At 60.4% G+C, this 11,969-nt stretch carries 14 protein-coding genes; all 14 read right to left on the bottom strand.

The genetic code is table 11. The annotated features are described in order from the left end of the window. Positions 1-42 precede the first annotated feature (42 nt). The 14 genes from KJS47_RS12045 to mreC all read right to left on the bottom strand — a co-directional run bounded on the left by KJS47_RS12045 (position 43) and on the right by mreC (position 11,965). Positions 43-495 carry an ACT domain-containing protein gene (locus KJS47_RS12045; RefSeq protein WP_283772074.1) on the bottom strand — a complete coding sequence of 151 codons (453 nt, stop codon included), beginning with the start codon at positions 493-495 and terminating at the stop codon, positions 43-45. A 260-nt stretch (positions 496-755) separates the two neighbouring features. After that, a complete protein-coding gene (gene obgE, locus KJS47_RS12040; RefSeq protein ID WP_213525297.1) occupies positions 756-2,054 on the bottom strand; it encodes a GTPase ObgE in 1,299 nt (432 codons plus the stop codon). Between the two features lie 8 nt (positions 2,055-2,062). Next, a complete protein-coding gene (locus KJS47_RS12035) occupies positions 2,063-2,806 on the bottom strand; it encodes a Spo0B domain-containing protein (RefSeq protein ID WP_213525296.1) in 744 nt (247 codons plus the stop codon). 172 nt (positions 2,807-2,978) lie between these two features. Further along, positions 2,979-3,293: a 50S ribosomal protein L27 gene (rpmA, locus tag KJS47_RS12030; RefSeq protein WP_213525295.1), complete on the bottom strand. Its 315-nt coding sequence runs from the start codon at positions 3,291-3,293 to the stop codon at positions 2,979-2,981. 6 nt (positions 3,294-3,299) lie between these two features. Next, positions 3,300-3,635 (bottom strand): ribosomal-processing cysteine protease Prp, encoded by a 336-nt coding sequence (locus KJS47_RS12025; RefSeq protein ID WP_213525294.1) that lies wholly within the window; start codon positions 3,633-3,635, stop codon positions 3,300-3,302. 10 nt (positions 3,636-3,645) lie between these two features. After that, the gene (rplU, locus tag KJS47_RS12020; RefSeq protein ID WP_213525293.1) at positions 3,646-3,957 is read right to left on the bottom strand and encodes a 50S ribosomal protein L21; all 312 of its coding nucleotides are present in this window, start codon (positions 3,955-3,957) and stop codon (positions 3,646-3,648) included. Positions 3,958-4,193: 236 nt separating this feature from the next. Further along, positions 4,194-5,432, bottom strand: a complete 1,239-nt coding sequence (locus tag KJS47_RS12015; RefSeq protein WP_213525292.1) for an Rne/Rng family ribonuclease — start codon at positions 5,430-5,432, stop codon at positions 4,194-4,196. A gap of 38 nt (positions 5,433-5,470) precedes the next feature. Continuing rightward, a complete protein-coding gene (locus KJS47_RS12010; protein ID WP_249716331.1) occupies positions 5,471-6,343 on the bottom strand; it encodes a M50 family metallopeptidase in 873 nt (290 codons plus the stop codon). Then, positions 6,336-7,661 (bottom strand): peptidoglycan DD-metalloendopeptidase family protein, encoded by a 1,326-nt coding sequence (locus KJS47_RS12005; protein ID WP_213525290.1) that lies wholly within the window; start codon positions 7,659-7,661, stop codon positions 6,336-6,338. The genes KJS47_RS12010 and KJS47_RS12005 overlap by 8 nt, the downstream gene beginning before the upstream one ends. A 206-nt stretch (positions 7,662-7,867) precedes the next feature. Next, a complete protein-coding gene (locus KJS47_RS12000; RefSeq protein ID WP_213525289.1) occupies positions 7,868-9,022 on the bottom strand; it encodes an FtsW/RodA/SpoVE family cell cycle protein in 1,155 nt (384 codons plus the stop codon). Positions 9,023-9,027: 5 nt separating this feature from the next. Further along, the gene (gene minD / locus KJS47_RS11995; RefSeq protein ID WP_213525288.1) at positions 9,028-9,822 is read right to left on the bottom strand and encodes a septum site-determining protein MinD; all 795 of its coding nucleotides are present in this window, start codon (positions 9,820-9,822) and stop codon (positions 9,028-9,030) included. Positions 9,823-9,846: 24 nt separating this feature from the next. Beyond that, complete coding sequence (minC, locus tag KJS47_RS11990) at positions 9,847-10,506, bottom strand: septum site-determining protein MinC (RefSeq protein ID WP_213525287.1); 660 nt, start codon at positions 10,504-10,506, stop codon at positions 9,847-9,849. A gap of 64 nt (positions 10,507-10,570) precedes the next feature. Beyond that, on the bottom strand, positions 10,571-11,098 hold the full coding sequence (mreD, locus tag KJS47_RS11985; RefSeq protein WP_213525286.1) for a rod shape-determining protein MreD: 528 nt from the start codon (positions 11,096-11,098) through the stop codon (positions 10,571-10,573). Positions 11,099-11,101: 3 nt separating this feature from the next. After that, positions 11,102-11,965: a rod shape-determining protein MreC gene (gene mreC / locus KJS47_RS11980; protein WP_213525285.1), complete on the bottom strand. Its 864-nt coding sequence runs from the start codon at positions 11,963-11,965 to the stop codon at positions 11,102-11,104. Positions 11,966-11,969 lie beyond the last annotated feature (4 nt).

Below are 11,969 nucleotides of genomic sequence, written 5' to 3'. Positions count from 1 at the left end.
CCATTGCTTCCTATAATTGAATAACGCCGCTATAGGGCGCTTCTAGCCTTGCCCGATGACGATCAGCTTGCGGACCCCGTCCAGCGCGTCCAGCGTATCCAGCATCTCCTGATAGCGTTCGCCCATCGAGGACGTCTCGATCGAGATGACCGCATTGGCGAGTCCCTGCAGCGGGATCGTCTGGTGAATCGTCAGCACGTTTCCTTCCAGCCCGGCTATCAGGGCCAGCACTCGGGAGAGAATGCCCGAGCGGTGTTCCAGCATAAGGGAAAGGGTGACGATGCGCTCCCGTTCCAGCTTGCTGAGCGGGAAGATGCCGTCCTTGTACTTGTAAAAAGCGCTGCGGCTCAAACCGACGCGGTCGACGGCCTCGTGGATCGTCTTGACGGCCCCGCTCGCCAGCAGATCCTTCGCCTGCATGGTCTTGATCAGCGCCTCCGGGAGACAATCCTCCTTCACCAAGTACATCGGCTCCGCCTTGTTTTTCTCCAACACGCCGGCGTTCGTCCTTCCCTGGTAGACTATTGTTTTTGTATAGTGGACATTATAACGCACGTCCTTCCGTTCGGCAATAGGCCGGGCCAAAAAAGCCAAGGGCTTCTGCCCCGGCCGTACTTCTTAAAAACCGAACGATCTTGGCTTCTATTCCCATACAAAAGACCGGCGGCCCCGGTTGTCCCGGTTCCGCCGGTCGGCGTCCGTCCCGGCGGGACGGATTATCGGTATGTGCTTTTTGCTCGCGCGGCGCTTGTCCGTTATTCGTATTCCACGAAGTCGAATTCGAAGTCGGCGATGCGTATCGTCTGGCCGTCTTTGGCCCCCCGTCTGCGCAGCTCGGCATCGACACCCATCTTGCGCAGAATGCGGGCAAAGCGGGCAACCGCATCCTGGGAGCCGAAATTCGTCCGCTTGATCAGCTTCTCGATCGACTCGCTCTCGACGATGAAGACATCGTTCTCGCGGCGGATGGTGAAGTCGTTGTCCTGCCGGTTCTTGTACCGGTAGATCTTGCGCTCCTCGGTCTCCGGCACTTCCTCGACCACACGCTGGTCGGGAATGGCATCGAGACGATCCGCAATGACGTACATGAGCTCCTGGACGCCCTGGCGGGTCACGCCGGAGATCGGGAAGATCTCGGTCACGCCGTGCTTCTCGAGCTTCTCCCGGAAGACGCGGAGGTTCTCCTCTGCTTCGGGCATGTCCATCTTGTTGGCTACGACAATCTGCGGCCGTTCCTCGAGCTTGGCGTTGTACAGCCTCAGCTCCTCGTTGATCTGCAGCCAATCCTCATAAGGATCGCGCCCGTCCGTCGCAGCGATGTCCACGACATGGACGATCAGACGTGTCCGCTCGACGTGCCGAAGGAACTCATGGCCCAGGCCGACGCCGCTGGACGCCCCCTCGATCAAGCCCGGCAGATCCGCCATGACGAAGCTGCGTCCTTCCCCTACGTCGACGACTCCCAGATTGGGCGACAGCGTCGTGAAGTGGTACGCGGCGATCTTCGGCTGCGCACCGGAGACGACTGACAGAAGCGTCGACTTGCCAACGCTCGGGAAGCCCACGAGGCCGACGTCTGCGATCACCTTCAGCTCGAGGGTGACCCAGCGCTCCTGTCCCTCCTCACCGTTCTCCGCGATCTCGGGCGCCGTATTCGTCTGCGTGGCGAAACGGGTATTGCCCCGTCCGCCACGGCCTCCTTTGGCGATGACGACCTCCTGGCCGTGGTGCGTCAAGTCGGCGATCACCTCGCTGGTATCGTCGTCTATGACCACCGTGCCCGGAGGGACGCGGACGATCATATCGTCGGCGTTGGCGCCGTGCATCGATTTGTTGCGGCCCTTGACGCCGCGGTCTGCCTTGAAGTGGCGCTGGTAGCGAAAATCAACCAGCGTCCGGAGTCCTTCGTCTACCCGGAAGACGACGTCGCCGCCATTGCCGCCGTCGCCGCCGGCAGGTCCCCCTTCCGGCACGTATTTTTCCCGGCGGAACGCCACGATGCCGTCGCCGCCGTCGCCGCCTTTTACATATATCTTCGCTTTATCCACGAACATGTATCCGATCACCCCGCTGTATCTTTCATGGACAAATAGGGAAGCCTGACGGCCATCGCCGCCCGCTCGTCCTCCCATTCCCGCTCCAGCTCGGCCTCACTGAAGGCGGTTCGCCGCAGCAGCCGGTCCAGACTGTCCTGCAGCAGCTCGCGGTTGTATTCCCCGTCGTATACGTAATCGATCAGGAGACGGTTCTCCTCAACCGCCAGCTCGATGCTCAGACTGCTCGGTTCCCCGTCTGAGGCAACCGCGGCCTCGCAATAGCATTCGATGATCCCGATGACGAGAGCAGCCGCCGTCTCCGGAGGAAGCGGCACTCGCTCCAGCTGAATCTCGTGCTCGGTCAGCACCTCGAGCTCGAATGGACGCCGGACTGTGCGGAAGGAGGCCAGATACGCCGCCAGCTCCGGGTTGCCCAGCCTCGCGATGCAGCTCTCCTGATGCAAAGTATGCTTTAGTTTATCCAAGTAGGGCTGGAGCTTATCAAACTTGCCGAGCCGCACCAATCCAAACAGCACCTGGACGTCGTTCATCCAGTCGTGCCGATGATGGGCGAGCGTGGCGAGAAGGCGCGCGTCACTCTTTTCCCGGTGCCGGGCATAGGCGGCGCGCAGCCAGCCGTAGCCTCCGAGAAGCAGCAGAAGAGCCGCCGCAATTCTCCCATAGAGGGGAAGCGGAAAAAGAGTCATCGCCACCAGAGAGACGGCAGCCAAACTGCCGGCCCCCTGCTGCATCCGTCGATTGCGGTTCATTGCCTGCGCTCTCCCCCGTCTGTCTTAGCATCTTGCTTCTCTCAGGCACCGCCAGGAGCCGGGCCGCTAAAGCGCTTGCCCGGCAGGCCGAAGACTCTCGCGAAGCGTCCGCATCCTGCCATCCGTGATAAAAAAACTCCGGCAACATGTGCCGGAGTCTTGGAGATGTGAATTAATTTTCCACTGCAGCCGCAACCGGCGCAGCAGCCGTTACCGGGTAGACGCTCACTTTCTTGCGATCGCGGCCCCAACGTTCGAATTTCACAACGCCTTCCACTTTCGCGAACAGCGTGTCGTCCGAACCGATACCCACGTTGTTGCCCGGGTGAATCTTGGTTCCGCGCTGGCGGACCAGGATGCTGCCGGCTGTTACCGTTTGGCCGTCGGCACGCTTCACGCCAAGGCGCTTCGCAATGCTGTCACGTCCGTTCTTTGTGGAGCCGACACCCTTTTTGGATGCGAACAACTGAAGATCCAGCTTCAACATACTTGTCTACCTCCTTCTTTGTTCAATTGTTATATAAGAACCGTACGATTGTTCTATAGATTGAAGCATGACGACCATCGATTCGAGCAAAAGCTGAAGCTTATGCTCCAGGTCTTCAGAAAGACCCGCGGGGACAGAGGCTTCCACCCAACCGTGCTTCATGCCGGCCTCCATCTGGATGCCGAGCACCGCCTCGGCGGCGTTCACCGTTCCTACCGTAACCGTCGAAACTCCGGCGCAGACGATGTCCTTGCCCGATTCCGCGTAGTCGGCATGGCCCTTCACGGTAAACGAACGAATCGAATCGTCCGCTGTCCGTCTCTGGATCTGAACACGAATCATAGCCGGCCTCTTACGCTTGGATCTTGTCGATCACAACTTTAGTGAACGGCTGACGATGACCTTGCTTACGGCGGTAGTTCTTCTTCGCCTTGTACTTGTAAACGATGATCTTGCGGCCTTTGCCGTGGGCTTCCACTTTGCCGGAAACTGTAGCGCCGGATACAACCGGGGCACCGATCGATACTCCGTTGTCACCGGATACCATCAGGACGCGGTCGAAGGAAACGACTTCGCCTTCGCCTGCGTTCAGCTTCTCAACGTAGATGACGTCGCCTTCCTGAACCTTGTACTGCTTGCCGCCTGTTTCGATAATAGCGTACATTCTTGTTGCACCTCCTCATGTCTCAGACTCGCCAACGTACCAGGTGGCTTGTACGGATGAACCGTATTCCGCTCTTCGACCCGACGTGTGCGGTATACAGCATGTTGCATGCAACATACCTGAATAATCTTAGCACAAACGCCCGGCTCAGTCAACCGTCAGCCGGTAGGCAAATCCACGAAAAAGAGGAGCCCGCAAGCACTGGCAGCTTCGAGCCCCGATCGCATAAGAGTCCGCTAAGGCAGCAGATGGATCCTGCCGGTTCCTCCGCAATGCGAACACGAACGGGCCATCTGCTCCTCCCAGCTCGGGCGGACTTTCTTGCGCGTCATCTCGAAGAGCCCCAGCTTCGTCCAGCCGACGATATTCGTCCTGGTCCGGTCCGGACGGACGCTCGCTTCCAGCACCTCGAAGATCCGATCGCGGTGCTCCTCCTCCTCCATGTCGATGAAGTCGACGACGATCATGCCGCCGAGATCACGCAGCCGGACGAGCCGCGCGATCAGCTGAGCCGCTTCCCGGTTCGTATTGAAGGCCGTCTGCTCAAGATCCGTATCGCCGGTATATTTGCCGGTATTCACATCGATCACAGTCAGCGCCTCGGTCTGGTCAATGACGAGATAGCCGCCGCTCTCCAGCCACAGCTTGCGGTGGAACAGCCGGTCCAGCTCCTCCTCGATGCCGAAGGTGGCGAACAGCGGCTTCTCCTCCGTATGCACGAACACGCGCCCCCTCCAATCGGCCGGCGACTGCCGGAGCTGACCCTCGATCGCCTTCATCGTCTCGGGATCGTCGACATGCAGTTCGTCCGCGGGTCCGGTGAAGAGGTCGCGAACGAGGCGGGGGATGAGCTCCAGGTCGCTGTACAAGAGAGCCGGTGGCCCCGCGGTCGCGGCCTTCTCCAGAATGCCCTGCCATGCTTCGCACAGTCCCGCCAGATCCTGCTCGAGCACGTCCGCCGGCACGCCTTCGGCCACGGTCCGCAAGATGAGGCCGTCGCCGGGCCGTCGCAGCTGTTCCCCGATCCGCTTTAGCCGGCTCTTCTCTTCCGAGGATACGATCTTCCGCGAGATGGCCGCATAGTCCGCTCCCGGCATATAGACGACCCAGCGTCCCGGCAGCGTGAAGTGGGTCGTCACCCGCGCGCCCTTGGTTCCGCTCGGCTCCTTTTTCACCTGGACGAGCACCCGGTCTCCCTCGCTCACGAGCTCGCCGATCGCCGGCTTGTCCTTGGGCTGGCGGGCCAGATGGGCCGGCAGCAGGTCATCGACATAGAGGTACGCGTTCCGCGTCAGCCCGATGTCGACGAACGCCGCCTGCAGGCCGGGCACGACCTGCATAACGGTGCCCAAGTAGATGTCGCCCGCCCGCTCCCGTTCCTCCGGCCGCTCCGCGAACACCTCTGCGAGCCGGCCGTCCTCCAGAACGGCCACCCGGCTCATGCCTTCCTGTCTATGAATCAATATCTGTCTCATCCGATCACCCTCTACCCCTAAACGCAATAATCTCTATCTTACAAGAATAGATCGGAAACCGCACGGTTTGTTTTTTCGGCGTCAAAATAGCTGTCGATGAGCGGCTGCTCGGGGACGATCTGGCGGATCTGTCCGACCTCGTCGAGGATAAAGACCAGGTGAACCTGCTCCCGCATGAACAGCCGGAGAATCTCTCGAACCGTCATCCCGCCGGGGACGAGAAGGGGGCGGGCAAGCGTCCCCCGTGGAAGTGTTCGCGCAAACCGGCTGCCCCTGGCCATCAGGAACCGGAGAAACTGAAAAGGCAGATGCCGGTAGCCGTACCAATTCGAGCTGAGCAGAAAAAGACCGATGGCGAGGAGATTCAGCTGCAGTCCGCCCTCACGGCCGAAGAGCGAAGCGGCGATGACGAAGACGCTGAGGACGAGGCTGACGAGCGAGCCGGCAAGCAGCGTCCGGTAGTAGCTGAGTCCGTAGCTCATCAGCGCCTGCGTAATTTTTCCGCCGTCGAGCGGCAGTACCGGTAGCAGGTTGAACAGCGCCAGCATCAGATTCGCCTCGAGAAAATAGGCCCACCAGTCGGGATTCCCCCACCCCGCATGCAGCATGAACTGGGCGAGCAGCGCCATCCAGCCGTTTTGCAGCGGTCCCGCCAGTGCGACGGCAATCTCCTCCCGCGCCGGGATGGCGCCCGAGTCCTCGACCACCGCCACCCCGCCGAACGGGAGCAGCTGAATCTCCGTCACCTTCCAGCCAAAGCTGCGAGCCGCTGCGGCGTGGCCCAGCTCGTGGATGAAGACGATGCCGAACAGCGTCAGCATTTCGACGAAATATCCTGTAAGGAGGGACAGACCGAGGAGCAGGACGAAAAGCGGATGAAAGCGGAGACGGATGCCGGCCGCCCTAATCAAAGGCGACCACATCCTGCGGATTCAGAGGCTGTCCATCCCGGCTGACCGAAAAATACAGCCTGGGCGCCGCTCCCGCTGCCGATGCCGGAGTCCCGATCACCGCGCCCGCATTCAGCCAGTCGCTGGCCTCCCAAGAGCCCGGCGTCAAGTAGCCGTAGGTGGACTGCAGGCCGCCCGCGTGCTGAACGACGATCGTGTAGCCGGTCTCTTCCCGCGTGCCTGCGAAGGAAATTCTTCCCGTCTCGACCGACCGGACGGAGGCATGGGGCGCCGTCTCGAGAACGACGTAGGGCTTTTCTTTGGTATAAACCGACGCGAGCTTCCCGCTAACCGGCGCCGCGAACCGGATAGCTGACTTGGCCGCCGCCTCCTTGGCCTCCCGGTTGTTCTGCCGGAAGGCGGGGAGAAAGGAGGGGATGCTGCCAAACCGGCGCTCATACCACGCGGCTGCCGTGTCGAAGCCCATCTCCTTTGTCAGCGCCGTCTGTACCCACAACCGTGCGCGCTCGGCTCCCGGCAGGTCGTACCGAAGCACGGCGGCAGCGCTTAAAAAAAGCGCCAGCGACAGGAGGAGGCGTATCGGCAGGAGCTTCTTCCCGCCTCCCGGTGCCGGCGGATGTGGGCCTCCGTCTCCTCCAACGGGACGGGCAGCGAGCTGCTCGAAGAACTGCCTCTCCTTCATGCGCCAGACGAACTCTGGATCGCGCCAGCGCGGGTCGGACGCCTCGTCCAGCCAGGGCGGCCTGCTCCCATAGCCGGACGGCGGCTGCGGACCGTTCCAGCCGCGTCCTCCGGCGAGCGGCGGTCGGCTCTCCGGCCGGTCGATCGGGCGTCCGCCGGCCGCGGCATTGGCCGCCGGGTACCCGCTTCCCGGCTGGGCCGCGCCTCCTCCCTGTCCGGCCCAGCCGGAAGGCCCGCGGCTCTCCCGCCTCTCAGCCCCATCCAATCGGCGGAGCAGCGAGCCGCCAGTCTGGCTGCCGGCCCGGCGGTCTCCCGGGTAATCCGGCCCGGCTCCTGCGGGTGCTTGGCCGCTGGCCTCTCGCGACGGACCGCTGGCCCCACGTGGCGAGCCACTCGCCTCTCGCGACGGGCCTCCGGCCGCACGTGGCGGGACCCCTTCCGTATACGACGAGCCGCTCACTGAATGCTCTCCGCCAGCTTCCTCTCGCCGAGAGCCGCTCGGCGTACGTGCCGAGCCTGCCTCTCCCTGCGTCCGGCTGCTCGCCGCATGGTGCGGGCTGCCGCCCGCCCAGCCGATTTGGCCTCCGTAACCGGGTGCTCTCGATTGGCGGCCCCGCTTGCTGTTCGTCTCTTCCATTCGTTTGTCCCCTCCCCGTACGATCCTCTTCTTTCATCGTATGAGGACGAGCGCCGAACTATGAGGACGAGCGCCGAAGGAGCGGGCAGCTGCCTCCGAATGTCCAACAAGCAAAAACACCCGGGTTCGCCTCTTTCCCGATGAAAGGATAGAGGCGAACCCGGGTGCTTGCAGCCCCGTACGGGTCCGCAGTCGGATTAGGCGGCTCAGACTTCAAGCTCTTCTTCCGGCTCCTGATGGATGAGAATGCTCATCACGAGGCCGATTGACACCATGTTGATCATGAGTGACGTTCCCCCGTAGCTGATGAAGGGCAGGGTAACCCCCGTCACCGGCAGCAGGCCGAACCACATGCCGATGTTCTCGAAGATCTGGAACACGTACATGGAGACGATCCCGATGATGATATAGGAGCCGCGCGGATCGTGCGTCTGGAGCGCGATCAATATCATTCGGTAGAGGAACGTAAAGAAGAGCATGAGGAGGACGGAGCCGCCGATGAAGCCGAATTCTTCGCCCACCACGACGAAGATGGCATCTGTATAAGCAACGGGAATGAAGTTCTTGTGGATCGAGTCCCCTTGCAGGTAGCCGTCCCCCCACAAGGAGCCGGAGCCGATGGCGATCTTCGAGCGCTCCAGCTGCAGCCGCTCATCCCGCGAAGCCTGCTCGGGGTAAAGGTAGGTATCGATCCTCGTCGCCCAGTGGCCTTTTTCGTGCTCGTTCAAATACGTCTTGATCGGGATATGGTACGCCGTATACAGATAGAGGAACAAGGCGACAAAGCCGGCGCAGACGGCGGTCCCGATCACCACATGCGAGAATCGAATGTTGCCGATCCAGAACATGCCGAGCAAAATAACCAGATAGATCACGGCGTTGCCCAGGTCGGGCTGCTGGAAAACGAGCACGAACGGAACCAGAACAATCAGCCCGATCGGCACGACGTCCGCCCCGAGCCTCAAGTAATTCCCTGCCCGCCTGGCCATGAAGGAGGCTACCGCCAGAATCAGCGCGATCTTCATAAACTCGGCCGGCTGGAAATCCAATCCCCCGAGCTCGTACCAGCCGATCGCGCCGTCTCGGACCGTACCGAATTTATAGAGGCCGAGCAGCAGGACAATGCCGGCTCCGTACATGACCCAGGACAGCTTGAGCAGCAGCCGGTAGTTGACGAACGTAACGACGGTGAAGATAAAGAAACCCATTCCGTAATAGATCAGGTTTTTCTTCTGAAAGTTTAGGCTGGCATATCTGGGGTTATCCACGGTGGCGCTGTAAATGAGCATGGTGCTGATGATCATGAACAGAACCAGGATCGTCACGATCGTCCAGTCGATCCGTTTGAGCTTGGTTAGCAAGGCGATCAGCCCATTCCGAAGAACTGCTTAATCTTTTGCACCAGGCCGGGCCGCTCCTCCAGCGAAAGGAGGGGAACCGTATCCCCAAGAATGCGTCTTGCGATGTTCCGGTAAGCGAGAGCAGCGCGGGAGGACGGATCTACGACAGTCGGCTCTCCGCTGTTCGCGGCGCGAATGACGCGCTCGTCATCGGGTACGATGCCGAGCAGGTCAATGGCGAGCACCTGGCAGATCTCGTCGACCTCCAGCATCTCGCCCTTCTTCATCATTTGCGACCGGATCCGGTTAATGATGAGCTTGGGCGGCTCGAGCTTTTCCTTCTCCAAAAGACCGATAATCCGGTCGGCATCACGGACGGCCGCATGCTCCGGCGTCGTGACGACGATCGCCCTGTCCGCGCCGGCCACGGCGTTGCGAAAGCCCCGCTCGATGCCGGCCGGACAGTCGATGATGACGAAATCGTGATCCTTTTTCAACTCGAGCACCAAATCCCGCACGTTCTCCGGCGTGACGGAATCCTTGTCCTTCGTCTGGGCGGCCGGCAGCAGGTACAGCTCGTCGAACCGCTTGTCGCGCACGAGCGCCTGCGGCAGCCGGCAGCGTCCCTCCACTACGTCGACGAGATCATAGATGATGCGGTTCTCCAGCCCCATTACGACATCCAGGTTCCGGAGCCCGATATCGGTGTCGACCATAACGACCTTTTTGCCCTGCAAGGCTAAGGCTGTCCCCAAATTGGCCGAGGTCGTAGTCTTGCCTACACCGCCTTTACCCGAGGTGACGACGATTGCTTCTCCCATGCGTACACTCCCCATCCCGCTCGCTCAACCTTTCCCGCGCTCCGGACGCAGCCGGTGAAAGTGATTGATCGTATCAATTTCCATAACTCCATTGCGTATATACGCGAATTCCATAAAGGCTTCGCCGATGCCCCATTCGTCCGGCGGCCGGCTGACGATCTCCGCTATTCTCAGCTGGGTCGGCCGCAGATGGGACGCGGCAATCACCGCCTGCTCGTCCCCCTCGATTCCTGCGTGTGCCATGCCGCGCAGCGAGCCGAGTATGTAGATGTCTCCGGTGGAGAGTACCGAGCCGCCCGGATTGACATCCCCGATCAGCAGCAGGCTTTCGTCCTCCCTGAGCGTCTGTCCGGAGCGGACAATGCCCCGAATGACCTTGATATGGTTCTCGAGCCATGCTTTCGGGACAGGCGGCTCGCCGTCCGTTTCGATCGACTGGATGACGAGGTTGCCGCGGCAGCCGATCAGCTCGCGGATCTCTTCCTTGTCCGCTTCGTTCAAGATACGGCCGCCGAGCTTGATCTGCACGTGGATCAGCGGCCCCGTCAGGATCTGCTGGTGGGTCGTCTCCAGCTTGTGCTTCAGCTCGCCTAGCAGCTCGCTGAACCGGCAGGTGTCATCCAACACGAACACGAGCCCGTCCTTCGTCCCTTTTATCGTAACATGATGTTTGGCAGCAGTCATTTTGTTTACGTACCCCCTGCTTGATAAGCCCGGCGACAGAGCGGCTCCGCGAGGAAGCCTTCTCTTACTGCGTGGCATCCCGTTTGATGCCGTGCAGCCAGTCGAACAATCTGCGGACCGGTATGTAGACGGCCAGGGAGAACAGCAGATTGAACAGCACGCTCGGCAGGATAAGCCGGGAGAACACCCACTCGACGTCCGTGTGGGTAACCTGGTAGACGCGGTAGATGCCGTAGATCATCCACTCGAAGACCAGATTGCCGACGACGACGAAAAACAGCGTCGTCAGAATTTGCCCTCGCGAGCGGGATGCGATCAGCCCCGTCAAATAGGCGGAGGCCGCCATCGTCAGCGTGTACGGTCCGATCATTGGACCGTAATAGACGATATCATGCAGCAGACCGAAGCCAAGACCGTAAAACAGTCCCTGGCGCCGGCCGATGAAAATACTAATATAAAGGATGAAGACGAGGACAAGATGCGGAGCCACCACGACATCCGTCTGCCAGGAGGCGGGGATGATCCACTTGGCCAGCGTTCCTTCCAACAGGAAGAGCACGAAGGCCGTTAACGCAAGTCCGTTGCGCTGCATGCGTTATCCCACCCCCGGCACTTCCACGACCAGCACCTCGGACAGATGGCGGAACGTAGCGGAAGGTTCGATCGTCGCCTTGTAGTTGATTCCGAACTCGCCGACCTCCTTGGCGACGACCTTGCCGATCTCGATCCCTTTTGGGAATACGAGACCCATGCCGGAGGTGATGACGGTATCTCCGACCTGGAGCGGATCCGTCGTTTCGATGTTGGTCATGATCAGCTTTTTCTGTTCGCGGTCGTAATTCTGAATGATCCCGAACGACTGGTTCTCCTTGTCCTTAACCGTTGCTGCTATTGCCTTGGAGGTGTTGTTCGTGTCGTCGATCTCGGTTAGGAGCTGAACGGTGGACGTAAACTCGGAGACCTTGTCGATCCGGCCGATCAGCCCTTTGACGGAGATGACCGCCATATTCTCCTTCAGGCCGTCACGTCCGCCCAGGTTGATGTTGACCGTATTGGTAAACGGGTCCGGGCTCATCGAGATAACCTCGGCGACGTGATACTTGTAGTTATCGGCATTCTTCTGCCTCTCGGTAAAGTTCAGCAGTTCCTTCAGACTCTTGTTCTGTGCCTCCAGCTCGTTCAGCCGCATCGTGTCTCTGGCGTAGCTGGACAGCGTCATCTTCAAGGCCTTGTTCTCCTCATAGAGGATGCTCATGTCCCGGATGTCTCCGAAGAAGCCCGCTACTGCTCCGGCAGGCCGATAGAAGAGACTCTGCGTCCAGGTAACCGTATCTTTGATGAATTTTTCCGGCCAGGACAGTTTTTCCCGTTTGGCAAGCGTGAACCCCATCAGGGCGACGAAAACGATCAAGGAGAGCAACAGAACCAGTATTTTTTTGTTCCCTATAAACTTGAACAACCGG

Origin of the sequence: Paenibacillus sp. J31TS4 (assembly GCF_018403265.1) — a bacterium.
Lineage (GTDB): Bacteria > Bacillota > Bacilli > Paenibacillales > NBRC-103111 > J31TS4.
This window is presented reverse-complemented; position numbering and strand designations above follow the sequence as displayed.

What these genes read in the sequence shown, in the direction of transcription:
- obgE (WP_213525297.1), bottom strand. Translation starts at nt 2,054, where the DNA reads ATGTTCGTGGATAAAGCGAAGATATATGTAAAAGGCGGCGACGGCGGC.
- rpmA (WP_213525295.1), bottom strand. Translation starts at nt 3,293, where the DNA reads ATGTTGAAGCTGGATCTTCAGTTGTTCGCATCCAAAAAGGGTGTCGGC.
- KJS47_RS12005 (WP_213525290.1), bottom strand. Translation starts at nt 7,661, where the DNA reads ATGGAAGAGACGAACAGCAAGCGGGGCCGCCAATCGAGAGCACCCGGT.
- rplU (WP_213525293.1), bottom strand. Translation starts at nt 3,957, where the DNA reads ATGTACGCTATTATCGAAACAGGCGGCAAGCAGTACAAGGTTCAGGAA.
- KJS47_RS12035 (WP_213525296.1), bottom strand. Translation starts at nt 2,806, where the DNA reads ATGAACCGCAATCGACGGATGCAGCAGGGGGCCGGCAGTTTGGCTGCC.
- minC (WP_213525287.1), bottom strand. Translation starts at nt 10,506, where the DNA reads ATGACTGCTGCCAAACATCATGTTACGATAAAAGGGACGAAGGACGGG.
- mreD (WP_213525286.1), bottom strand. Translation starts at nt 11,098, where the DNA reads ATGCAGCGCAACGGACTTGCGTTAACGGCCTTCGTGCTCTTCCTGTTG.
- KJS47_RS12025 (WP_213525294.1), bottom strand. Translation starts at nt 3,635, where the DNA reads ATGATTCGTGTTCAGATCCAGAGACGGACAGCGGACGATTCGATTCGT.
- KJS47_RS12015 (WP_213525292.1), bottom strand. Translation starts at nt 5,432, where the DNA reads ATGAGACAGATATTGATTCATAGACAGGAAGGCATGAGCCGGGTGGCC.
- minD (WP_213525288.1), bottom strand. Translation starts at nt 9,822, where the DNA reads ATGGGAGAAGCAATCGTCGTCACCTCGGGTAAAGGCGGTGTAGGCAAG.